We start from the raw sequence: 24034 nt of genomic DNA on the forward strand, positions 1-24034 counted from the left end.
ACCTTGTGGGAGCGGGTTTACCCGCGAAGACGTCAGTGGCTGTACCGACGCATTCGCGGGTAAACCCGCTCCCACTGGGTATGGTGTCGCGCTTGCGTACTTTTTAGCAATTCAGCGATATAGGTCTTCACGCGTCCAGGGCAGATCATGGTGCCCATCGGGGTAGGGTTTAACTGCCAGAATCTGATGCAGATTGATCCAGCCCTTCTGGAAGGCATAGGCACACCCGGCCAGATACAAGCGCCAGATGCGCAAGGTCTTCTCGGGCACCAGCGCCGCCGCCTTGTGCAGCTGGTTCTCCAGGTTCTCGCTCCAGTGGTGCAAGGTCTTGGCGTAGTGCAAACGCAGGCTTTCCACGTCTACCACCTCCAGCCCCGCTTCACAGATGCTGGCACTGATCATCGACAGGTGCGGCAGCTCGCCATGGGGGAAGACGTAGCGATCGATGAACTCGCCAGCGCCACGCCCGACCGGGCGACCATCCACATGCTTGGCGGTAATACCGTGATTCATCACCAGGCCCCCTTCCCTCACGGCACCGAACAGCTTCTGGCTATACAGCGCCAGGTTGGCATGCCCGACATGCTCGAACATGCCAACGCTGACAACCTTGTCGAAGCGGCCGTCCTGAGGCAGGTCGCGGTAGTCGAGAATCTGCAGGTCGACCTTGTCGGCCAAACCCTCTGCCTTCACCCGCTCGCGACCGAGCTTGAGCTGCTCCTTGCTCAAGGTGATACCAAACACCTTGGCGCCATATTCGCGAGCAGCGAAACGCGCCAGCCCACCCCAGCCGCAGCCAACGTCGAGCAGGTAATCACCTGCTTCCAGGCGTAGCTTGCGGCACAGATGATCGAATTTGTCCTGCTGTGCCTGATCCAGCGTGTTGTCCGGCTCACGGAAGTAGGCGCACGAGTAGGCCATGTCCTGATCCAGCCATAGCTGGTAGAACGCGTTTGAAACATCGTAATGGTAGGAAATCGCTTCGGCGTCCGTGCTCTTGTCGTGGGCCTGACGCTGCGGTGGGGTGTCGTCTTCGTCGGTCAGTAGCGCTTCGCTCAGCTCATCGCATACGCGGATGGCTTCACCAATATCGCCTTCAAGCTCCAGCTTGCCTTCGACGAATGCCGTGCCCAGTTGGTCCATGCTCGGGTGGCTCAACTGGCTGATCAGCTGTGGCTCCTTGACCAGGATAGTGACCTGCGGGCTAGGCCCCAGATCGAACTGGTTACCGTCCCACAGTTTCAGCCGCAGCGGCAGATGCAGGCTCTGCAGTGCCGGTGGAAGTTGCGCAAGCATGAACGACCCTCCTGTCCGTATTTGGCCACGACGCCTGATATTTCGAACGTCGCCGGATCAGAGTAGTTCATTCGTGGGATGTTTCCTCTAAACGAGACCATGGTCTAGAACCAACTAATCTTATGCCCACCGCGGATTGTATACAATTCTTGCATCTCAGCTTAACCTTGTGCCCCTCTTGCGCTTCTTCATCCTGGAGTTGAACCCATGAAATCCTATGACGTGGTGATCATCGGCGGTGGCCCTGGCGGCTACAACGCAGCCATCCGCGCCGGCCAACTGGGCCTGAGCGTAGCCTGCGTGGAAGGCCGCTCGACCTTGGGCGGCACCTGCCTGAACGTGGGCTGCATGCCCTCCAAGGCACTTTTGCATGCTTCCGAGCTGTACGAAGCCGCCAGTGGTGACGAGTTCGCCCACCTCGGTATCGAAGTCAAACCTACCCTCAACCTCGCCCAGATGATGAAACAGAAGGACGAGAGCGTGACCGGCCTGACTAAGGGCATCGAGTACCTGTTCCGCAAGAACAAGGTCGACTGGATCAAGGGCTGGGGTCGCCTGGATGGCGTCGGCAAGGTCGTGGTCAAGGCTGAGGATGGCAGCGAAACCGCACTGCAGGCCAAAGACATCGTCATTGCCACTGGCTCCGAACCTACGCCCCTGCCGGGCGTAACCATCGACAACCAGCGCATCATCGACTCCACCGGCGCGCTGTCGCTGCCACAGGTGCCCAAGCATTTGGTCGTCATCGGAGCTGGCGTGATCGGCCTCGAGCTGGGTTCGGTATGGCGCCGCCTGGGCAGCCAGGTCACGGTCATCGAATACCTCGACCGCATCTGTCCGGGCACCGACGAAGAAACCGCCAAGACCCTGCAGAAGGCCTTGGCCAAACAAGGCATGGTGTTCAAGCTGGGTAGCAAGGTGACCCAGGCGAACGCCAGCGCCGATGGCGTGAACCTGACCCTGGAGCCAGCAGCTGGCGGCACCGCAGAAACGCTGCAGGCTGACTATGTACTGGTCGCCATCGGCCGACGCCCCTATACCAAAGGGCTGAACCTGGAAAGCGTGGGCCTGGAAACCGACAAGCGCGGCATGCTCGACAACGATCACCACCGCACTTCCGTGCCGGGTATCTGGGTGATTGGCGACGTCACCTCCGGCCCGATGCTGGCGCACAAAGCCGAAGACGAAGCGGTGGCCTGCATTGAACGCATCGCCGGCAAGCCCCACGAGGTCAACTACAACCTTATCCCTGGCGTGATCTACACTCGCCCGGAGCTGGCCACCGTGGGCAAGACCGAAGAGCAGCTCAAGGCCGAAGGGCGTGCCTATAAAGTAGGCAAGTTCCCGTTCACGGCCAACAGCCGGGCCAAGATCAACCACGAGACCGAAGGCTTCGCCAAGGTCATCGCCGATGCCGAGACCGACGAAGTGCTGGGTGTGCACCTGGTAGGCCCAAGTGTCAGCGAGATGATCGGTGAGTTCTGCGTGGCCATGGAGTTCTCGGCCTCGGCCGAAGACATCGCCCTCACCTGCCACCCCCACCCGACCCGCTCCGAGGCCTTGCGCCAGGCAGCGATGAATGTGGACGGGATGGCGATGCAGATATGATGTGAGATAGCCGGGGGCTGCTTTGCAGCCCATCACGACACAAGGCCGCTCCTACAGGAGAACGCAATTTCCTGTAGGAGCGGCCTTGTGTCGCGACGGGGCGCAAAGCGCCCCTGGCTTCTGGCTTACTCGACCGTAACCGACTTGGCCAGGTTACGCGGCTGGTCCACGTCGGTGCCCTTGAGCACGGCCACGTAGTAAGACAGCAGCTGCAGCGGGATGGTATACAGGATCGGTGCCAGGGCGTCGGCGATGTGCGGCACCTTGATCACGTGGGTACCTTCGCCATTGGTCATGCCGGCCTGCTCGTCGGCAAACACTACCAGCTCGCCACCACGGGCGCGTACTTCCTGCAGGTTGGACTTCAGCTTCTCCAGCAGTTCGTTGTTCGGCGCAACGGTTACCACTGGCATGTCGTTGTCCACCAGCGCCAGCGGGCCGTGCTTCAGCTCGCCTGCCGGGTAGGCTTCGGCGTGGATGTAGGAGATTTCCTTGAGCTTGAGCGCACCTTCCATCGCCACCGGGTACTGCGCACCACGGCCGAGGAACAGGGTGTGGTGCTTGTCGGCGAACAGCTCGGCGATCTTCTCGACGGTGGCGTCCATGGCCAGGGCTTCGCCCAGTCGGGCCGGCAGGCGGCGCAGCTCTTCAACCAGCTCGGCTTCGACGCCGGCTTCCAAGGTACCGCGCACCTGGCCCAGAGCCAGGGTCAGCAGCATCAGCGAAACCAGCTGGGTGGTGAAAGCCTTGGTCGAAGCCACGCCGATTTCCGGGCCGGCCAGGGTCAACAGGGTCAGGTCCGACTCACGCACCAGCGAGCTGATACCGACGTTGCAGATCGCCAGGCTGCCGAGGAAGCCCAGCTCCTTGGCGTTGCGCAGTGCGGCCAGGGTGTCGGCGGTTTCGCCAGACTGTGAGATGGAGACGAACAGAGTGTCCGGCTGCACCACCACCTTGCGGTAACGGAACTCACTGGCTACTTCGACCTGGCACGGGATCCCGGCCAGGCTTTCCAGCCAGTAACGGGCGACCATGCCGGCGTGGTAGCTGGTACCACAGGCAACGATCTGCACGTTGCGCACCTTGGCGAACAGTTCGGCAGCCTGCGGGCCGAAGGCCTGGACCATCACGTTGTCCTTACCCAGGCGGCCTTCCAGGGTGCGCTGCACCACGCTTGGCTGCTCGTGGATTTCCTTGAGCATGAAGTGGCGGTAGGCGCCCTTGTCGGCAGCTTCGGCACCTTCGTGGTACTGCACGGTTTCGCGCTGAACCTTGTGGCCATCCTGGTCCCAGATGGAGACCTGGTCACGGCGGATTTCGGCGATGTCGCCTTCTTCCAGGTACATGAAGCGGTCGGTGACCTGGCGCAGGGCCAGCTGGTCGGAAGCCAGGAAGTTCTCGCCCAGGCCCAGGCCGATGACCAGCGGGCTACCACTGCGTGCGGCTACCAGGCGGTCAGGCTGCTTGGCACTGATCAGCGCCAGGCCGTAAGCACCATGCAATCGCTTCACCGCAGCCTTCAGGGCATCGGTCAAGTCCGGAATGCTCTTCAGGGTGTGGTGGATCAGGTGGACGATGACTTCGGTATCGGTCTGCGAAGTGAAGACATAGCCAAGGCCCTTCAGCTCTTCGCGCAGTTCTTCGTGGTTCTCGATGATGCCGTTGTGCACCACGGCCACTTCATTGCCCGAGAAGTGGGGGTGGGCGTTGCCCTCGGTCGGCGCACCGTGGGTGGCCCAGCGAGTGTGGGCGATGCCCAGCTGGCCGGCCAGTGGCTCGGCAGCAACAGCGGCTTCCAGTTCACTGACCTTGCCGATACGGCGACGGCGCTGCAGTTCACCGTTCTGGGTGAGGACGGCCAGGCCGGCGCTGTCGTACCCGCGGTACTCAAGACGCTTGAGGCCTTCGATCAGGATGGCTGTGATGTTGCGCTCGGCGACGGCACCAACGATTCCACACATGGTTTATTGCTCCTGGCTGATCGCGGCGCAGATCAGGTTGATGCCGCGGGCTTGAATTTGTTCGCGTGCCGCTGCGGGCAGGCGTTCGTCAGTAATAAGGGTGTGCACGCTGCCCCAGGGCAGCTCGAGGTTGGGGATCTTGCGTCCTACCTTGTCCGATTCGACCATCACGATCACTTCACGGGCGACTTCGGCCATGACCCGGCTCAGGCCGAGAAGTTCGTTGAAGGTGGTGGTGCCGCGGCCGAGGTCGATACCGTCGGCGCCTATGAACAGTTGGTCGAAATCGTAGGAGCGCAGCACCTGCTCAGCCACCTGGCCCTGGAACGACTCGGAATGCGGGTCCCAGGTACCACCGGTCATCAGCAGCACCGGCTCGTGTTCAAGGTCGCAGATGGCGCGAGCCACGTTCATCGAATTGGTCATCACCACCAAGCCAGGATGGCGGCCCAGTTCAGGGATCATGGCTGCCGTGGTGCTGCCGCTGTCGATAATGATGCGCGCATGTTCGCGGATACGCGTCACAGCAGCGCGGGCGATGGCCTTCTTATAGGAAGACACCGGCTGGGCAGGTTCACCGAGCAGCTCTTGAGGCACCGGGACCGCGCCACCATAACGTCGTAGCAACAGGCCATTGGTTTCCAGGGCAGCGAGGTCCTTGCGGATGGTGACCTCCGAGGTAGCGAAACGCTTGGCCAACGCGTCCACACTCACCTCGCCCTGCTCGCTGAGCAAAGCCAGGATGTTGTGCCGCCGCTGCGGGGTGTTTCGTTTCGACATGAGCGCTTAAGTTTCGATTCGAAAGATAATGATGGCAATCAAAACCTAAGATGAGCGATTCGTCAAGTTGTCACTGCCCTGTGGATAGATTCTCTCTGCACTGGCGCGGCCCCTGTAGGAGCGGCCTTGTGTCGCGATGGGCCGCAGCGCGGCCCCAGGGTTTTCGAGGCAACACAGAAATTGTCGGGCCTACTTTGCAGTCCGTCGCGACACAAGGCCGCTCCTACAGAGACTGCAATATGCCGCAAAATAAAAAGCCGACTTATTCACATAAGTCGGCTTTCGATCGAAACAGCTGTGTATAACTCAGCTCTTTTTTAACTTCTCCGGTCGCTTCCAACCCGAGATGTTGCGCTGGCGCGCACGAGCCACCGCCAGATCGCCTGCCTCAACGGTCTGAGTGATGGTCGAACCGGCAGCAGTGGTCGCACCAGCCTTGATTTCCACAGGCGCTACCAACGAGTTGTTCGAGCCGATGAACACGTCCTCGCCCATTACGGTCTTGAACTTGTTGGCGCCATCGTAGTTGCAAGTGATGGTGCCGGCGCCGATGTTGGTACGAGCACCGATTTCCGCATCGCCCAGATAAGTCAGGTGACCGGCCTTGGCGCCCTCACCCAGATGAGCGTTTTTCAGTTCGACGAAGTTACCCACATGGGCCTTGGCGTCCAGCACGCTACCCGGGCGCAGGCGGGCGAACGGGCCGGCATCGCTGCCCTCGCCCATCACGGCACCTTCGAGGTGGCTGTTGGCCTTGACCACTGCACCTTTGCGCAGGGTGGTGTTCTTGATCACACAGTTCGGGCCGATCTGCACATCGTCCTCGATGACCACCTTGCCTTCGAGAATCACGTTGATGTCGATCAGCACGTCACGGCCAACGGTCACTTCACCGCGGACATCGAAGCGCGCCGGGTCGCGCAGGGTCACACCCTGGGCCATTAAGCGACGGCCTTCGCGCAACTGGTAGTGGCGCTCCAGCTCGGACAGCTGGCGACGGTCGTTGGCGCCCTGCACTTCCATCGGGTCGTGCGGCTGTTCAGTAGCCACCACCAGGCCATCGGCCACAGCCATGGCGATGACGTCGGTCAGGTAATACTCGCCCTGAGCGTTGTTGTTCGACAGACGGCCCATCCAGTCGGCCAGGCGCGCGGCTGGCAGGGCCAGAATACCGGTGTTGCCTTCCTTGATTGCTTTCTGCTCATCGTTGGCGTCCTTGTGCTCAACGATGGCGGTCACCTTGCCCTGCTCGTCACGCACGATGCGGCCATAGCCGGTCGGGTCGTCGAGGGTCACCGTGAGCAGGCCCAGCTGCTTCTCGTTGGCCTTGGCCAGCAGACGCTGCAGGGTTTCCACTTCGATCAACGGCACATCACCGTACAGCACCAGCACGGTTTCGGCGGTCAAGGCCGGCAATGCCTGGGCAACCGCATGGCCGGTACCCAGCTGCTTGTCCTGCATGACGAAGTTCAGATCATCGGCGGCCAGGCGCTCGCGAACCAGCTCGGCACCATGGCCAATGACCACATGAATGCCTTGCGGCTGCAGCTGACGCGCGCTGTGGATAACATGGCCGAGCATGGAGTTGCCGGCAACCGGGTGCAGCACCTTGGGCAGCGCCGAGCGCATGCGGGTGCCTTGGCCGGCGGCGAGAATAACGATATCGAGTGACATTACTGGCTACCAATCCTGGGTGGTCAGTGAAATGACCGGGGGGAGAAATCAGAAAAAGAAAAAGGGTAGCCGAGGCTACCCTTTTACTCAATCGCAACAGAAGTTATCAGCCGAGGGCCGATTACTTGCCTCTGCGCATTTGCTGGACGGTACGCAGCTGAGCTGCGGCCTCGGCCAGACGTGCGGCGGCGGCGCCGTAGTCGAAGTCCGCGCCTTTCAGATTCAGGGCGTTCTCGGCAGCCTTGAGGGCTTCCTGAGCCTGAGCTTCATCCAGGTCTGCAGCACGTTGCACGGTATCGGCAAGCACCTTGACCATGTTCGGCTGAACCTCGAGGAAACCACCAGAGATGTAGAACACCTCTTGGGCGCCACCCTGCTTGGTCAGCGTGATCGGACCAGGCTTGAGATTGGTGATCAGCGGCGCGTGACCCGGAGCGATACCAAGATCACCTAGGTTACCGTGCGCAACTACCATCTCGACCAGGCCGGAGAAGATCTCTCCTTCCGCGCTGACGATATCGCAATGGACTGTCATAGCCATCTGCTTGCCTCAACCTGATAGCGCCCCTTGCGGGGCGCAGGAATTACAGTTTCTTGGCTTTCTCGATCGCTTCGTCGATGCTGCCGACCATGTAGAACGCTTGTTCTGGCAGGTGGTCGTAGTCACCTTTGAGGATGCCGCTGAAGCCAGCGATGGTGTCTTTCAGGGAAACGTACTTGCCTGGCGAACCGGTGAAGACTTCGGCCACGAAGAACGGCTGCGACAGGAAGCGCTGGATCTTACGAGCGCGGGCTACCAGTTGCTTGTCGGCTTCGGACAGTTCGTCCATACCCAGGATCGCGATGATGTCTTTCAGCTCTTTGTAGCGCTGCAGAACATACTGAACGCCACGAGCGGTCTCGTAGTGCTCGTTGCCGATCACGTTCGGGTCCAGCTGGCGCGAAGTCGAGTCCAGTGGGTCGACCGCTGGGTAGATACCCAGGGAGGCGATGTCACGGGACAGAACGACGGTGGCGTCCAAGTGGGCGAAGGTGGTCGCAGGCGACGGGTCGGTCAAGTCGTCCGCAGGTACGTATACGGCCTGAACGGAGGTGATCGAACCTTCCTTGGTGGAGGTGATACGCTCTTGCAGAACGCCCATCTCTTCAGCCAGGGTCGGCTGGTAACCTACTGCCGAAGGCATACGGCCCAGCAGTGCGGATACTTCGGTACCGGCCAGGGTGTAACGATAGATGTTGTCGACGAACAGCAGAACGTCGTTACCTTCGTCACGGAACTTCTCGGCCATGGTCAGGCCGGTCAGCGCTACGCGCAGACGGTTTCCTGGTGGCTCGTTCATCTGACCGTAGACCAGCGCTACCTTGTCGAGAACGTTGGAGTCCTTCATCTCGTGGTAGAAGTCGTTACCCTCACGAGTACGCTCACCCACACCAGCGAACACGGAGTAACCGCTGTGTTCCATGGCGATGTTACGGATCAGTTCCATCATGTTTACGGTCTTGCCGACACCGGCACCACCGAACAGACCAACCTTACCACCCTTGGCGAACGGGCAAACCAGGTCGATAACCTTGATGCCGGTTTCCAGCAGGTCGTTGCCGCCTGCCTGGTCAGCGAACGAAGGCGCTGGCTGGTGGATACCGCGACGCTCTTCTTCGCCGATCGGGCCGGCCTCGTCGATCGGGTTGCCCAGTACGTCCATGATACGGCCCAAGGTGGCCTTACCAACAGGAACGGAAATGGCAGCGCCGGAGTCAACGACTTCCAGACCGCGCTTCAGGCCTTCGGTCGAGCCCATCGCAATGGTACGAACCACGCCGTCGCCCAGCTGCTGCTGAACTTCCAGGGTGGTTTCCGCGCCTTGTACTTTCAGCGCGTTGTAAACACTCGGCACGACGTCACGTGGGAATTCCACGTCGATGACGGCGCCGATGATTTGAACGATACGTCCGCTACTCATAGCTGGATCCTCTGAATATTTGAACCGTTAAACCGCGGCAGCGCCGCCGACGATTTCCGAGATCTCCTGGGTGATCGCAGCCTGACGCGCCTTGTTGTAGATCAACTGAAGCTCTTTGATCAAATCACCGGCGTTGTCTGTGGCGTTCTTCATGGCGATCATCCGGGCCGCTTGTTCAGCAGCGTTGTTCTCGACCACCGCCTGGTACACCTGCGACTCCACGTAACGCACCATCAAGCCGTCCAGCAGCTCTTTTGCGTCGGGTTCGTACAGGTAGTCCCAGTGATGCTTGAGATCCTGATCCGGGGTTGCCACCAACGGTACCAATTGCTCGACCGTTGGCTTCTGGGTCATGGTGTTGATGAACTTGTTCGAAACCACCGAGAGGCGATCGATACGGCCGTCCAGGTAGGCGTCCAGCATCACTTTGACGGAGCCGATCAGATCGTTGATCGATGGCTCTTCGCCCAAGTGGCTGATCGCGGCTACGACGTTGCCGCCAAAGATGCGGAAGAAAGTCGCACCCTTGCTGCCGATCACGCACAGGTCGATTTCCACGCCCTGTTCGCGGTTTTCGTTCATGTCCTTGACCAGGGCCTTGAACAGGTTGGTGTTCAAGCCACCGCACAGACCACGGTCACTGCTCACCACGATATAACCGGCGCGCTTTACAGGGCGCTCGATCATGAACGGGTGGCGGTATTCCGGGTTGGCGTTGGCCAGATGACCGATCACCTGGCGGATACGCTCCGCGTAAGGACGGCTAGCAGCCATGCGCATTTGTGCTTTGCGCATCTTGCTGACCGCCACTTTCTCCATGGCGCTGGTAATTTTTTGCGTGCTTTTGATGCTCGCAATCTTACTGCGAATCTCTTTTGCGCCTGCCATGTATCACCTATCAGGTTAGCAAGCGGGGGCCTGAGCCCCCGCTGCGGCTTACCAGGTCTGGGTGGCCTTGAACTTCTCGATACCGGCTTTCAGGCCTGCGTCGATTTCGTCGTTGAAGTCACCCTTCACGTTGATCTTCGCCATCAGTTCAGCGTGATCACGGTTGAAGAAGGCGATCAGTGCTTGCTCGAAGCTACCGATCTTGGAGACTTCTACGTCAGTCAGGAAGCCACGCTCAGCGGCATACAGCGACAGGGCCATGTCCGCGATGGACATCGGCGCGTACTGCTTCTGCTTCATCAGCTCGGTAACGCGCTGACCATGCTCCAGCTGCTTGCGGGTCGCTTCGTCCAGATCGGAAGCGAACTGGGCGAATGCAGCCAGTTCACGGTACTGAGCCAGAGCGGTACGGATACCACCGGACAGCTTCTTGATGATCTTGGTCTGAGCGGCACCACCTACGCGGGATACCGAAACACCGGCGTTCACTGCTGGGCGGATGCCCGAGTTGAACATGGCCGATTCCAGGAAGATCTGACCGTCGGTGATGGAAATCACGTTGGTCGGAACGAACGCGGAAACGTCGCCAGCCTGGGTTTCGATGATCGGCAGGGCGGTCAGGGAACCGGTCTTGCCAGTGACTGCGCCGTTGGTGAACTTCTCGACATACTCTTCCGAAACGCGCGATGCACGCTCCAGCAGACGGGAGTGGAGATAGAACACGTCACCTGGGTACGCTTCACGTCCTGGTGGACGACGCAGCAGCAGGGAGATCTGACGGTAGGCAACGGCCTGCTTGGACAGGTCATCGTAAACGATCAGGGCGTCTTCACCGCGGTCACGGAAGAACTCGCCCATGGTGCAGCCGGCGTATGGCGCCAGGAACTGCAGTGCGGCGGATTCCGAAGCACTGGCAACGACCACGATGGTGTTGGCCAGGGCGCCGGCTTCTTCCAGCTTGCGAACGATGTTGGCAACGGTGGAACGCTTCTGGCCGACAGCAACATAAACACAGAAAATACCGGAGTCTTTCTGGTTGATGATGGCGTCGATGGCCATGGCGGTCTTGCCGATCTGACGGTCACCGATGATCAGCTCGCGCTGGCCACGGCCGACAGGGATCATGGCGTCGACGGACTTGTAGCCAGTCTGTACAGGCTGGTCTACCGACTTACGCCAGATCACGCCTGGAGCGACCTTTTCGACCGCGTCGGTTTCGGTGGTGGTCAGAGGACCTTTGCCATCGATCGGGTTACCCAGAGCGTCGACGACGCGGCCCAGCAGGCCTTTGCCGACCGGAACTTCCAGGATGCGACCGGTGCACTTGGCGCTCATGCCTTCGGCGAGGGTGTCATAGGCACCCAGGATCACTGCACCTACGGAGTCTTGCTCCAGGTTCAGGGCCATGCCGAATACGCTGCCAGGGAACTCGATCATTTCGCCGTACATGACGTCGGCCAGACCGTGGATCCGCACGATACCGTCGGATACCGAAACAACGGTACCTTCGTTACGGGCTTGGGAGCTCACATCGAGGTTGTCGATGCGGCCCTTGATGATTTCACTAATTTCGGAAGGATTGAGTTGCTGCATTGCTCTGCTGCCCCTTCAAACTCAAGATTTCAATGCTTCGGCCAGTTTCGCGATTTTGCCGCGAACAGAGCCATCGATTACCAGGTCACCAGCGCGGATGACGACGCCGCCAATCAGGCTGGCATCCTCCGACGCGTGCAGGCGCACTTCCTGGCCTAACCGTGCACTGAGAACCTTGGCGAGTTTGTCTTGCTGTTCTTGGTTCAACGCGAAGGCACTGGTGACTTCCACGTCCACGGATTTCTCTTGCTCGGCCTTGTACAGGTCGAACAGGGCGGCAATCTCCGGCAGAAGCAGGAGACGGTCGTTTTCCGCGGCAACATGAATGAAATTCCGTGCCTGTGCATTGAACTTGTCACCGCACACGTCAATGAACGTGGCGGCCTTTTCTGCGCTCGTCAGTCGCGGGGCCTTGAGCAGGCGCTGCATGGTGTCGTCTTGCGACACCGCAGCAGCCAGGCCGAGCATGGCTGACCAATTGGCCAGTTGCTGATGGGCCTGGGCATGCTCAAAGGCAGCCTTAGCGTAAGGTCGGGCCAACGTGGTCAGTTCTGCCATGATCGCCCTCGCTTAAATTTCAGCGGCCAGTTTGTTAACCAGCTCCGCATGCGCGTTTTGATCGATTGTGGCGCCAAGGATCTTTTCAGCACCACCAACGGCCAGGGCACCGACTTGGGCGCGCAGGGCGTCTTTAGCGCTGTTCAGTTCCTGTTCGATCTCGGCCAGAGCCTGAGCCTTCACACGGTCAGCTTCGACGCGGGCCTGATCACGGGCTTCCTCGACAAGCTGAGCAGCGCGTTTCTTGCTTTGCTCGATGATTTCGGCTGCCTGTGCTTTAGCTTCGCGCAGTTGCTGACCCGCTTTCTCTTGGGCCAGCTCCAGGTCGCGAGCTGCGCGGTTGGCAGCGTCCAAGCCGTCGGCAATCTTCTTTTGGCGCTCTTGCAGGGCAGTGATGACCGGAGGCCACACATACTTCATGCAGAAGAGTACAAAAATCAGAAAAGCAACGGATTGGCCAATCAGGGTTGCATTAATGTTCACGCCAACACCTCGCTCGGTCTTAATTCATACAGCCATCAACTCGTGGTGACGAGTGATTAGCCGGCGATCTGACCAACGAACGGATTCGCGAAGGTGAAGAACAGAGCGATACCAACACCGATCATGGTTACGGCGTCGAGCAGACCGGCAACGATGAACATTTTAACCTGCAGCATCGGAACCATTTCTGGTTGACGAGCAGCGCCTTCCAGGAACTTGCCGCCCAGCAGGCCGAAACCAATGGCGGTACCCAGAGCACCCAGGCCGATCAGCAGAGCAACAGCGATAGCGGTCAGACCAACTACAGTTTCCATCTTTCCTCCCGACTTTTACGTCGTATTGGTTAGGTTTTTAGTTTGAAGCGGTAAAACAAATCGTTTGGTACAGCATGCCCTTGCGGACTTTTTAAGCCCTCCCCCCGAACAGGCGGGGAAGGCTATCAGACACGCCAGGCGGTCTTAATGGTTATCTTCGTGAGCCATCGACAGGTAGACGATGGTCAGCATCATGAAGATGAAAGCTTGCAGGGTGATGATCAGGATGTGGAACACAGCCCACGCCCATTGCAGCACCACACCCAGGCCGCTGAGCCACAGCAGGCCGGAGCCGAACATTACAGCGATCAGGATGAACACCAGTTCGCCGGCATACATGTTGCCGAACAGACGCAGTGCCAGCGAGATCGGCTTGGCGATCAGGGTGACGAATTCCAGCAGGAAGTTGACCGGAATCAGCAGGATCTGAACGAAGATGTTCTTGCTGCCGAACGGGTGCAGGGTCAGCTCACCGATGAAGCCGCCCAGGCCCTTGACCTTGATGCTGTAGAAGATGATCAGGGCGAACACGCAGAAGGCCATGGCCAGGGTCGCGTTCGGGTCGGTGGTCGACACGGCGCGGAACGGAATGTGCGGGTCACCGGAGATCAGGATGGCCAGCTGAGGAATCCAGTCGACCGGTACCAGGTCGACGGCGTTCATCAGGAATACCCAGACGAAAATGGTCAGCGCCAGCGGAGCGATTACCGGGCTACGGCCGTGGAAGGAGTCCTTCACGCTGCCGTTGACGAAGTCCACCATCACTTCTACGAAGTTCTGCAGGCCGCCAGGTTGGCCGGAAGTCGCCTTCTTGGCCGCCATGCGGAAGATGAACAGGAAGATCAGACCCAGCGCGACGGACCAACCCAGGGTGTCCAGGTGGAACGCCCAGAAGCCCATTGCCTTGGCTTCTGCAGCCGAATGGGCGAAGCCCCAGCTGCCGTCTGGTAGTTGACCGTAGGTCAGGTTCTGCAAGTGGTGCTGGATATAGCCCGAAGCGGTTTCTGCTGCCATGGTTGCCTCAAACGCCCTAAGGTCTCGAAAGTCTTTTATTCATCAGCAGGGGCGCGAACCAGCTGACCAAAAGGGTCAACACGAAGACGCCGAATACTGCTAGCGGCGCCAGTGGCTTCACTCCTGCGAAGGTCAGTGCAAAAAGCACTGCCGTCAAAATCATCTTGCCTGCCTCGCCAGCGTAGAACGACTTGACGATGGCTTGTGCCGCCCGGGCCCCGCTGAAGCGAAAAGCCTTCCAGGCGAAATACACATTGGGTAGCCAGGCAATCAAACCTCCGCAAAGGCCTGAATATCCACTGACCGCCCCTTTCCACTGCCACAACACCAACGTTGCCAGCAGCAGTACGACGAATTGAGCCAGCAGTACCGGGAAAACCGCCCAGCGATGGAAAGGCAGGCGGTTTGGCGTGCGGATTTCCATCACAACTGCTCCTCGGAAGTCGACCAGCAAGTCAGTTATGACTTGGCATAATTTGTGCCGACAAAATGCGCGCAGAGTATAGGGGTGGATTAACCCCTATTCAACTATTCGGTAGTGATTTCCGACTGCGCGCTACAACGGGAATTGTTTCAGCGGATGTGAGCAAGCACGCCTTGCAACTCGTCAAGCGAGTTGTAGCGAATAACCAATTGGCCTTTGCCCTTGTTGCCATGGCGTATCTGCACGGCCGAGCCCAGGCGCTCTGCGAGCCGCTGTTCAAGGCGTGCGATATCCGGATCAGGTTTGCTCGGTTCGACCGGATCAGGTTTGTCGCTGAGCCACTGGCGAACCAGTGCCTCGGTTTGGCGCACGGTGAGGCCACGTGCGACAACATGACGCGCCCCCTCTTCCTGGCGGTGTTCTTCCAGGCCGAGCAATGCACGGGCGTGGCCCATCTCCAGGTCGCCATGGGCGAGCATGGTCTTGATCGCGTCAGGCAGGGTGATCAGGCGCAGCAGGTTGGCCACGGTTACCCGCGACTTGCCCACGGCATCGGCCACCTGTTGCTGGGTGAGCTCGAACTCCTGCTGCAGGCGCTGCAGGGCCAGGGCCTCTTCCAGCGGGTTGAGATCTTCGCGCTGGATGTTCTCGATCAGCGCCATGGCGATGGCGGCTTCGTCGGGCACTTCGCGGACCATCGCCGGGATCTTGTCCAGGCCAGCCTGCTGGGTGGCGCGCCAGCGGCGCTCACCGGCGATGATCTCGTAGCGGTTGCCATCGATCGGGCGCACCACGATCGGTTGCATCACGCCATGGTTGCGAATCGAGTGCGCGAGCTCTTCCAGCGCCTCCGGGTCCATGTCCCGGCGCGGCTGGTACTTGCCACGCTGGATCAGCTCGACCGGCAGGTGTTGCAGTTCTTTCTGGTCGATCTTCACAGCCTGCTCTTCGAGCGCGCTGACGGAAGGACCATTGAGCAGTGCATCCAACCCACGTCCGAGACCCCGTTTCTTGACGGCCATACGGATTCCTTAAGTTGTTTGTGCAGTGCGTGATTGACGGCGTTGACGGCGTACCAGTTCCCCGGCCAGGGCCAGATAAGCCAGCGCGCCTCGCGATTGCTTGTCGTAGGCCAGGGCCGGCATGCCGAAGCTCGGGGCCTCGGCCAGGCGAATGTTGCGCGGAATGACCGTGTCGTACAGCTGCGGGCCAAAGTGCTCCTTCAGCTGCGCCGAGACATCGTTGTTCAGGCTCAGGCGCGGATCGTACATGGTCCGCAGCAGGCCCTCGATCTTCAGCTCCGGGTTCAACCGGGCGGCGATGCGCTTGATGTTATCCACAAGATCGCTGAGACCTTCCAGTGCGTAATACTCGCACTGCATCGGAATGATCACGCCATCGGAAGCGACCAGGGCGTTGAGCGTCAGCATCGACAGCGACGGAGGGCAATCGATGAGGATGTAGTCGTAGTTCTCGCGGATAGGCGCCAAGGCGTTGCGCAGGCGGCTCTCCTTGACCTGCATTTCCAGCAGCACCACTTCGGCGGCTGTCAGGTCACGGTTGGCCGGCAGCAACTGGAAACCACCGTGCTCGGAGTAATGCATGGCCTGGGCCAGGTCGCATTCCCCGATCAACAGGTCGTAGACCGAGTGCTCGAGCTCGTGCTTGTCCACACCGCTGCCCATGGTGGCGTTGCCCTGCGGATCGAGGTCGATCAGCAGCACACGACGCTTGGTCGCGGCCAGCGAGGCGGCGAGATTGATACAGGTGGTGGTCTTGCCCACACCACCTTTCTGGTTCGCGATTGCGAATACCTTAGCCATTGTTGCGTGTGTTCCCAGTCATGCCTTGCGGCGCAGTATCAGCAGATGGCGCTGGCCCTGGCAACCTGGAACGGTCAGAGCCTGCTCGCTTTCCACTGTGAAGTCTGCGGGCAATGCTACCAGTTCATCGGCAGGATGCAGCCCCTTCATTGCAAGCCATTGCGTCCCGGTGTCGCCCAGGTGGCGGGTCCAGTTGGTGAAGTTCTCCATGCTGCTGAAGGCGCGAGAGATGATTCCGCTGAAAGGTTGTGCCGGCTGGAAGGCTTCGACCCGGCTGTGGATAACCGTGAGGTTGTCCAGCTTGAGCTCCATTTTCACCTGGGTCAGGAAGCGGGTCTTCTTGCCATTGGCGTCCAGCACCGTCACGCGCTTGTGCGGATGCAGGATAGCCAATGGGATGCCGGGCATGCCACCGCCACTGCCGACATCCAGCCAGTTGTCACGCTCGCTGTGGATAAACGGCATGACACTGAGGCTGTCGAGCAGGTGACGCGACACCATTTCGTCGGGGTCGCGCACGGCGGTGAGGTTGTAGGCTTTGTTCCATTTGATCAGCAGGGCGAGGTAGCCGAGCAGCTTCTCGTGATGCTCGGCGCTCAGCTCGACACCGAGCTGGCGCGCACCTGTGGACAACTCTTCAGCGTGTTGCGGGGTGACCAGGGAACTCAAGCGCTTTGCTCCAATTCGCGGCCAGCGCCGCGTTTTTTCAAGTGAATCAGCAACAGGGAAATCGCCGCCGGGGTCACGCCCGGGATACGCGAAGCCTGACCCAGGGTTTCCGGACGGGTCTGGCCCAGCTTGCCCTGGATTTCCTTGGACAGGCCGGAAATCGTCGAGTAATCGATATCCACAGGCAGGCGGGTGTCTTCGCTGGCACGCAGACGTGCGATTTCATCCTGCTGGCGATCAATGTAACCAGCGTACTTGGTGCGGATTTCGACCTGCTCGGCGACCTGTGGATCAATCGCTTCACCGCCGGTTGCCTCGATCAGCCCGGCGTAGTCGATTTCCGGGCGCGCCAGCAGGTTGAGCAGACTGTACTCGTGGCTGAGCGGAGTACCGAACTTATCCACAATGGCCTGGCCTTGCTCGGTGTTCGGGCGGACCCAGGTCGACTTCAGACGCTGCTCCTCGCGTTCGATGCCGTCGCGCTTGGCGCAGAAGGCGGCCCAACGCTGATCGTCGATCAGGCCGAGTTCGCGGCCCTTTTCGGTCAGGCGCAGGTCGGCGTTGTCTTCGCGCAGGATCAGGCGGTACTCGGCACGCGAAGTGAACATGCGGTACGGCTCCTGGGTACCCAGGGTAATCAGGTCGTCGACCAGTACGCCGATGTATGCCTCGTCGCGGCGCGGGCACCAGCTGTCTCGGCCCTGCGCCCGCAGGGCCGCGTTGGTCCCGGCCAGCAGACCTTGGGCGCCGGCTTCTTCGTAACCGGTGGTGCCGTTGATCTGGCCGGCGAAGAACAGGCCGCCGATGACTTTGGTCTCGAGGCTGTACTTGAGGTCGCGCGGGTCGAAGTAGTCGTATTCGATGGCATAGCCAGGGCGCACGATGTGGGCGTTCTCCATGCCGCGGATCGACCGCACCAGCTCCAGCTGAACGTCGAACGGCAACGAAGTGGAAATACCGTTGGGGTACAGCTCATGGGTGGTCAGGCCTTCCGGCTCAATGAACACCTGGTGGCTTTCCTTGTCGGCGAAGCGGTGGATCTTGTCTTCGATTGACGGGCAGTAGCGCGGGCCAACACCTTCGATGACACCCGAGTACATCGGCGAACGGTCGAGGTTCGAGGCGATGATCTCGTGGGTGCGCGCATTGGTGTGGGTGATCCAGCAGCTCACCTGACGCGGGTGCATCTGGGCGTTGCCCATGAACGACATCACCGGGATCGGCGTATCGCCTGGTTGCTCGGTCATCACCGAGAAGTCCACCGAACGGCCGTCGATGCGCGGCGGGGTACCGGTTTTCAGGCGGCCGACGCGCAGCGGCAGTTCACGCATGCGGTGGGCCAGGGCAATCGAAGGTGGATCGCCGGCGCGACCACCGGAATGGTTTTGCAAACCAATGTGGATAAGCCCGCCGAGGAAGGTACCGGTGGTCAGTACCACCGATTCGGCGAAGAAACGCAGGCCCATCTGGGTCACCACGCCTTTGACCTGGTCCTGCTCGACGATCAGGTCGTCGCAGGACTGCTGGAATATCCACAGGTTCGGCTGGTTTTCCAGGATTTCACGCACCACTGCCTTGTAGATGGCGCGGTCGGCCTGTGCACGGGTGGCGCGTACGGCCGGGCCCTTGCGGTTGTTCAGAACGCGGAACTGGATGCCGCTCTTGTCGGTGGCCAGCGCCATGGCGCCGCCGAGGGCATCGATCTCTTTGACCAGATGGCTTTTGCCAATACCGCCAATGGCGGGGTTGCAGCTCATGTGACCGAGGGTTTCCACGTTATGGGTCAGCAGCAGGGTTTTCACACCCATGCGTGCAGACGCAAGCGCAGCCTCGGTACCGGCATGGCCGCCGCCGATGACGATCACTTCAAAACGGGAAGGGAAATCCACCACGCACCTCGTGCCTGTTTTTGCGAATAGAGAAGGTAAGCGGACAAGTATAGGGACTTCACCCCCTTTAAAGAAACCGTCTGAGCAAATTTTGACCAGTCTGTGGATGAGTGGCAGCCAACAGAAATCAAAGAGGAAGAATTTAAAAAAGCTTTGTTTTTATGTTTATTCTTATGCACAAGCTTTACTGTGGATAAGGTTATGCAGGCCTTTATTCATGCCGTGTAGAGAAAAATTAAACCCTGTGGCTGGAGTACCATGAGGGCTATGGATAACACGATTTAGCCTGTGGATTAAATGGCTGTTTACCCACAAGCGGGTTTGTCCTCAGAAAAAAAGCCTGCTTATCAACGGAGCTGAAGGCGAGTTTTCCACAGGGCTCCTGAGAGCAGATTGGGGTAGGTGAATGAAAAAAATGTGAACCTGCACCGGCCTCTTCGCGGGTGAACCCGCTCCCACAGGGGTCTGCACAGCCTGCAGGTGCGGCGCGTTTTCCGTAGGAGCTGCGAAATTTGAGGCAAAAAAAGCCGCTCCCGAAGGAGCGGCTCTTGGTTTTGCCTGGCTGTGAATTACTTGCCGATGCAGAAACTGGAGAAAATCCGCCCCAGCAGGTCATCAGAGCTGAATGCCCCGGTAATCTCCCCCAGGGCCTGCTGCGCCTGCCGCAGGTCTTCCGCCAACAGCTCACCCGCGCCAGCCAGGGTCAGTTGTGCACGGCCATGTTCCAGGTGCTCACTGGCCTGGCGCAGGGCATCCAGATGGCGCCGGCGAGCACTGAAGCCACTCTCGGCCGTCTGTTCATAACCCATGCAGGCCTTCAGGTGGTCACGCAGCAACTGCAGCCCTGCATCGTCCCCTTTGGCACTGAGGGTGATCGTTACATGCCCGTCATCGCACTGTTCCAGCGCTACCCGCTCACCACTAAGATCGGCCTTGTTCCGAATCAGCGTCACCTTGGCCGGGTCTGGCCGCTGGTCGAGAAATTCTGGCCACAGGGCAAACGGGTCGCTGGCCTCGGGCGCGGTGGAGTCCACCACCAACAACACCCGGTCTGCCTCGCCAATGGCCTTCAGCGCACGTTCCACGCCAATCTTTTCCACATGGTCATCGGTGTCGCGCAAACCGGCAGTATCGACCACGTGCAGCGGCATGCCGTCGATGTGGATATGTTCGCGCAGGATGTCCCGCGTGGTGCCGGCAATGTCGGTGACGATGGCCGCTTCCCGTCCGGCCAGCTGGTTCAGCAGGCTCGACTTGCCGGCATTCGGCCTACCGGCGATGACCACAGTCATGCCGTCACGCAGCAAAGCCCCCTGCCCGGCTTCACGCTGTACTTTGGACAACTCGCCCCGCACCGTATCGAGCATCGCCAGCACATGGCCGTCGGCGAGGAAGTCGATTTCCTCTTCAGGGAAGTCGATCGCCGCCTCGACGTAGATGCGCAGCGCAATCAACGCCTCGGTCAGGAAGTGCACGCGCTTGGAGAACTCCCCCTGTAGCGAACGCAGGGCATTGCGCGCAGCTTGGCTGGAACTGGCTTCGATCAGATCGGCTATGGCTTCGGCCTGGGCCAGGTCGAGCTTGTCGTTGAGGAATGCACGCTCGCTGAACTCACCCGGGCGAGCCAGCCGGCAACCAACCTGTACACAGCGCTGCAGCAGCATATCCAGCACCACCGGGCCACCATGGCCCTGCAGTTCCAGCACGTCCTCGCCGGTGAACGAATTCGGCCCGGGGAAGAACAGCGCGATCCCTTCATCCAGTACCAAGCCTTCCTCGTCGCGGAACGGGCCGTAATGGGCGTGGCGCGGGGTAAGCGTACGGCCGGTGATCAACTGGCCGGCCTTGGCGGCCAGAGGGCCGGACAACCTGACAATACCCACACCGCCGCGGCCCTGGGCGGTGGCGATGGCGGCGATGGTTTCACGCACAGTGTTCATGCTCGAAAGCCTCTACGACAAAAACGACAGATAGCAAAAACGCCCCACTAGGGGGCGTTTTTTATTCACAGGCTAGCGCAGTAGCCTGTCAAGCAGCAGCTTTTTTGCTGGCTGCTTCGATGCTGCGAGTGATGTACCACTGCTGTGTGATCGACAGGCAGTTGTTCACAACCCAGTACAGCACCAGACCAGCCGGGAACCACAGGAAGAAGAAGGTGAAAATGATCGGCATCATTTTCATCACCTTGGCCTGCATCGGATCCGGCGGCGTCGGGTTCAGGCGCTGCTGGATGAACATGGTGGCGCCCATGATGATCGGCAGGATGAAGAACGGATCCTTGATCGACAGGTCGGTAATCCACAGCATCCATGGGGCCTGGCGCATTTCCACGCTTTCCAGCAGTACCCAGTACAGGGCCAGGAACACTGGCATCTGCACCAGGATCGGCAGGCAGCCGCCCAGCGGGTTGATCTTCTCTTTCTTGTACAGCTCCATCATCGCCTGGGACATCTTCTGGCGATCGTCACCGAAGCGTTCCTTCAGTGCAGCGAGCTTTGGTGCGACGGCACGCATGCGCGCCATCGAACGGTAGCTGGCAGCCGACAGCGGGAAGAACAGGCCTTTGATCAGCATGGTCAGCACGATGATCGACCAGCCCCAGTTACCCAGCAGGCTGTGGATATGTTGCAGCAGCCAGAATATCGGCTGGGCGATGAACCACAGGAAACCGTAGTCGACAGTCAGTTCAAGACCTGGGGACAACTCTTTCAGCTTGGACTGGATTTTCGGGCCGGCATACAGCATGGCGCTGGTTTCGACCTTGCCGCCAGCAGGCACGCTGATGGCCGGGCCGGTGTAGCCGATGATGTAGTTGCCTTGGCTGTCCTTGCGGGTCTGGACAACGTTGTTGTCCGACTTGGCCGGAATCCAGGCGGTCACGAAGTAGTGCTGCAGCCAGGCAACCCAGCCGCCGGACACATTTTCTTTCAAATTGCCTTTGTCGATGTCCTTCATCGAGACCTTTTTGTAAGGCTCGGAAGGGGTCCACAGGGCAGCGCCCAGGTAAGTAGCGGTGCCGGTGGCAGTGCTCGACGACGGATCGGAGCTGGCGTCACGCTTGAGCTGGGCAAACATGTTGCCGCTCCAGGCCTGGCCGCTCTGGTTGTCGATCAGGTAGCTGACGGTCAGGTCATACTCGCCACGCTTGAAGCTGAAGCGCTTGATGTAGTTGACGCCGTTGTCGCTGAACTTCAGGTCGACCACCAGTTGTTCCTGACCATCGGCCAGCTGGTAACCCTTCTTGTCAGTAGCGTACAGAGGGCGACCGGCAGGACGTGCATCCGGACCGTTGACGCCGGTCAGGCCGCTTTGTGCCAGGTAGACACGCTCGCCACCGTTGTCGAACAGTTGGAACGGAATGTCCGGGTGGTCCTGACGACGTGGGTACTGCGGCAGGTTCAACTGGACGATGTCACCACCGACCGGATCGATAGCCAGTTCCAGGACATCGGTCTTGACCCGGATCAGGTCCTTGCTGACCGCAACCGGCGCCAGTTCGGCAGCGCTGGTTTCGGCGTTGGCGCTTGGCACATCGGCGCTGGCGCCGGCATTACCGGCCGGTACGCCATCCGGCAAACCCGGGGCAACGGTGCTGGCAGCAGTATTCTGAGTCGGCAGGGCAGCCTGGCCGTAGTCCTGGTTCCACTTGAGGACCATGACGTAGGACACGATTGCCAGGGCGACGATCAGGATCGTGCGTTTAATATCCATGATTACTCGGCTATCGAAGAAGTTCGGGAGGAAGGAGCGGGAGGAACGGGATCGAAACCGCCGTCGTTCCACGGATGACAACGCCCCAGGCGACGAACGGCTAGCCACCCACCACGCCAGAGGCCGTGGTTTTCGATGGCTTCATAAGCGTAACAGGAGCAACTGGGGAAGAAACGACAGTGATTGGCCATCAGAGGACTAATGGCGTAACGGTAAAACTGGATCGGAACGAGCGCCAGTTTACGCATCTTGGCTGTCTACCCCTACGGAATTGGCGGTTACTGCTGGACTGGGCCGGCTGCGCGCCAGGCGTTTCCAGAGTTTGCCAAAGTGTTGGTGCAATTCCGGGTTTTCTATCTCACCCAATCCCTTGCGCGCGACGATCACAATGTCCAACCCGGCAAGCAATTGCTGGTTCAGGCGAAAGGAATCGCGCATCAAGCGCTTGAGGCGGTTGCGTTGAACGGCGAGCTTGACGCTCTTCTTGCCGATCACCAGGCCAAGGCGTGGGTGATCGAGGCCGTTCTCGCGAGCAAGGATCAGCAGGTTTTTCCCTGGAACCTTGCCGGTTGGGGAGTCGAAGACCGCTTTGAAATGTCGGGGTGTAAGCAGTCGCTTTTCCCGACTGAAGTCCTGACTCACCACCTGTGCCGAAAAATCAAATGGCCAGACGCTTACGGCCTTTGGCACGACGACGCGACAGAACAGCGCGGCCGTTCTTGGTAGCCATACGGGCACGGAAGCCGTGGGTGCGCGCGCGCTTGATGGTGCTTGGTTGGAAAGTACGTTTCATGGCGTGTTACCTGGTTTGTCGACGACGGGCCGGGATGGCCCCCTTTTTAAGAGACCGGCGATTCTAGAGAAAGCAAGCCCGTAGGTCAATTTCCAACCAGTCTTTCCATATAGAGCACGTGATGGACGGTGCGTGCTTGTCCATCTCCCAAGGGTGCTTGATCGGACACACAAATTGGGGACAACATGAAAAAAAAGAAGAGACATATAAAAAGCTTTTCTGAAGAATCTATAAATCTTAAGTGGATAACCTTCTGTGGATAACCTGCTTGAGGCTAGAAAATCCGGGCTGTACAGAGTTTTACAACTATGTTCTCAACCGGTGCTGCGCTTGTTTTCTTCGTGGTCAAAAGCTGTGGATTAAATATCCGCTTATCCACAGCTGAGTTATCAACAGGCCTGACCTCAGGGTTGTGCATAGCGCTCATGGTTGCTTATCCACAGGGCTTATTCACAGTGCGAAGAAGCCGTTTTGGTCGATAAATGGCTGTTTTGTCATGGTTCCTAACGTGTCCACATGTGGATAACTGAACGCTCGACCGGTACAATGGCGGTTTGTTTTTGCCTCATCCGGCTTTCAAACTCAGGGGATATCC

23 protein-coding genes are annotated in these 24034 nt (G+C 59.6%); 1 reads left to right on the plus strand and 22 read right to left on the minus strand.

What is annotated here, in order from left to right:
* Positions 1-111: 111 nt before the first annotated feature.
* Complete coding sequence (gene cfaB / locus E5221_RS28135) at positions 112-1296, minus strand: C17 cyclopropane fatty acid synthase CfaB (protein WP_013974853.1); 1185 nt, start codon at positions 1294-1296, stop codon at positions 112-114.
* Between the two features lie 207 nt (positions 1297-1503).
* On the opposite strand from cfaB, the gene lpdA reads away from it, so the two are divergent.
* Positions 1504-2904: a dihydrolipoyl dehydrogenase gene (lpdA, locus tag E5221_RS28140; RefSeq protein ID WP_247846741.1), complete on the plus strand. Its 1401-nt coding sequence runs from the start codon at positions 1504-1506 to the stop codon at positions 2902-2904.
* A 125-nt stretch (positions 2905-3029) separates the two neighbouring features.
* Here the strand turns inward: lpdA and glmS are convergent, their stop codons facing one another.
* From glmS to rpmH, 21 genes are all read right to left on the minus strand, one after another.
* Entirely contained in the window at positions 3030-4865 is a 1836-nt protein-coding gene (gene glmS, locus E5221_RS28145) for a glutamine--fructose-6-phosphate transaminase (isomerizing) (RefSeq protein WP_247846742.1), read from the minus strand.
* A gap of 3 nt (positions 4866-4868) precedes the next feature.
* A complete protein-coding gene (locus tag E5221_RS28150) occupies positions 4869-5645 on the minus strand; it encodes a DeoR family transcriptional regulator (protein ID WP_247846743.1) in 777 nt (258 codons plus the stop codon).
* A 306-nt stretch (positions 5646-5951) separates the two neighbouring features.
* On the minus strand, positions 5952-7319 hold the full coding sequence (glmU, locus tag E5221_RS28155) for a bifunctional UDP-N-acetylglucosamine diphosphorylase/glucosamine-1-phosphate N-acetyltransferase GlmU (protein WP_247846744.1): 1368 nt from the start codon (positions 7317-7319) through the stop codon (positions 5952-5954).
* A gap of 121 nt (positions 7320-7440) precedes the next feature.
* The gene (locus tag E5221_RS28160; protein WP_003260039.1) at positions 7441-7860 is read right to left on the minus strand and encodes a F0F1 ATP synthase subunit epsilon; all 420 of its coding nucleotides are present in this window, start codon (positions 7858-7860) and stop codon (positions 7441-7443) included.
* A gap of 43 nt (positions 7861-7903) precedes the next feature.
* Positions 7904-9280, minus strand: coding sequence for a F0F1 ATP synthase subunit beta (gene atpD / locus E5221_RS28165; protein WP_013974904.1), 1377 nt, complete (start codon positions 9278-9280; stop codon positions 7904-7906).
* Positions 9281-9307: 27 nt separating this feature from the next.
* Positions 9308-10168, minus strand: coding sequence for a F0F1 ATP synthase subunit gamma (gene atpG, locus E5221_RS28170; protein WP_013974905.1), 861 nt, complete (start codon positions 10166-10168; stop codon positions 9308-9310).
* 48 nt (positions 10169-10216) lie between these two features.
* Positions 10217-11761, minus strand: a complete 1545-nt coding sequence (atpA, locus tag E5221_RS28175; protein ID WP_013974906.1) for a F0F1 ATP synthase subunit alpha — start codon at positions 11759-11761, stop codon at positions 10217-10219.
* Positions 11762-11782: 21 nt separating this feature from the next.
* The gene (locus tag E5221_RS28180) at positions 11783-12319 is read right to left on the minus strand and encodes a F0F1 ATP synthase subunit delta (protein WP_003260034.1); all 537 of its coding nucleotides are present in this window, start codon (positions 12317-12319) and stop codon (positions 11783-11785) included.
* A gap of 12 nt (positions 12320-12331) precedes the next feature.
* Positions 12332-12802, minus strand: a complete 471-nt coding sequence (locus E5221_RS28185; RefSeq protein WP_003260032.1) for a F0F1 ATP synthase subunit B — start codon at positions 12800-12802, stop codon at positions 12332-12334.
* A gap of 56 nt (positions 12803-12858) precedes the next feature.
* Entirely contained in the window at positions 12859-13116 is a 258-nt protein-coding gene (atpE, locus tag E5221_RS28190) for a F0F1 ATP synthase subunit C (protein WP_003097235.1), read from the minus strand.
* Positions 13117-13260: 144 nt separating this feature from the next.
* Positions 13261-14130 carry a F0F1 ATP synthase subunit A gene (atpB, locus tag E5221_RS28195; RefSeq protein ID WP_003260030.1) on the minus strand — a complete coding sequence of 290 codons (870 nt, stop codon included), beginning with the start codon at positions 14128-14130 and terminating at the stop codon, positions 13261-13263.
* A 16-nt stretch (positions 14131-14146) separates the two neighbouring features.
* A complete protein-coding gene (locus tag E5221_RS28200) occupies positions 14147-14554 on the minus strand; it encodes a F0F1 ATP synthase subunit I (RefSeq protein ID WP_008092225.1) in 408 nt (135 codons plus the stop codon).
* Positions 14555-14703: 149 nt separating this feature from the next.
* A complete protein-coding gene (locus E5221_RS28205) occupies positions 14704-15576 on the minus strand; it encodes a ParB/RepB/Spo0J family partition protein (RefSeq protein WP_061550206.1) in 873 nt (290 codons plus the stop codon).
* A gap of 9 nt (positions 15577-15585) precedes the next feature.
* The gene (locus E5221_RS28210; RefSeq protein WP_012274913.1) at positions 15586-16377 is read right to left on the minus strand and encodes a ParA family protein; all 792 of its coding nucleotides are present in this window, start codon (positions 16375-16377) and stop codon (positions 15586-15588) included.
* Positions 16378-16395: 18 nt separating this feature from the next.
* Complete coding sequence (rsmG, locus tag E5221_RS28215; protein WP_003260025.1) at positions 16396-17046, minus strand: 16S rRNA (guanine(527)-N(7))-methyltransferase RsmG; 651 nt, start codon at positions 17044-17046, stop codon at positions 16396-16398.
* Positions 17043-18935, minus strand: a complete 1893-nt coding sequence (mnmG, locus tag E5221_RS28220; RefSeq protein WP_015268403.1) for a tRNA uridine-5-carboxymethylaminomethyl(34) synthesis enzyme MnmG — start codon at positions 18933-18935, stop codon at positions 17043-17045. Before mnmG ends, rsmG begins: the two co-directional genes overlap by 4 nt.
* Positions 18936-19504: 569 nt before the next feature.
* On the minus strand, positions 19505-20875 hold the full coding sequence (mnmE, locus tag E5221_RS28225; RefSeq protein WP_013970244.1) for a tRNA uridine-5-carboxymethylaminomethyl(34) synthesis GTPase MnmE: 1371 nt from the start codon (positions 20873-20875) through the stop codon (positions 19505-19507).
* An 88-nt stretch (positions 20876-20963) separates the two neighbouring features.
* Positions 20964-22646, minus strand: coding sequence for a membrane protein insertase YidC (gene yidC / locus E5221_RS28230; protein ID WP_039612381.1), 1683 nt, complete (start codon positions 22644-22646; stop codon positions 20964-20966).
* Between the two features lie 2 nt (positions 22647-22648).
* Positions 22649-22894: a membrane protein insertion efficiency factor YidD gene (yidD, locus tag E5221_RS28235; protein WP_015268406.1), complete on the minus strand. Its 246-nt coding sequence runs from the start codon at positions 22892-22894 to the stop codon at positions 22649-22651.
* Positions 22887-23291 carry a ribonuclease P protein component gene (rnpA, locus tag E5221_RS28240; protein ID WP_003260020.1) on the minus strand — a complete coding sequence of 135 codons (405 nt, stop codon included), beginning with the start codon at positions 23289-23291 and terminating at the stop codon, positions 22887-22889. The genes yidD and rnpA overlap by 8 nt, the downstream gene beginning before the upstream one ends.
* Positions 23292-23304: 13 nt before the next feature.
* Positions 23305-23439 (minus strand): 50S ribosomal protein L34, encoded by a 135-nt coding sequence (gene rpmH / locus E5221_RS28245; RefSeq protein ID WP_003253163.1) that lies wholly within the window; start codon positions 23437-23439, stop codon positions 23305-23307.
* Between the last annotated feature and the right edge of the window lie 595 nt (positions 23440-24034).

Origin of the sequence: Pseudomonas sp. A2 (assembly GCF_023100865.1) — a bacterium.
Taxonomy (GTDB): Bacteria; Pseudomonadota; Gammaproteobacteria; order Pseudomonadales; family Pseudomonadaceae; genus Aquipseudomonas; species Aquipseudomonas asiatica.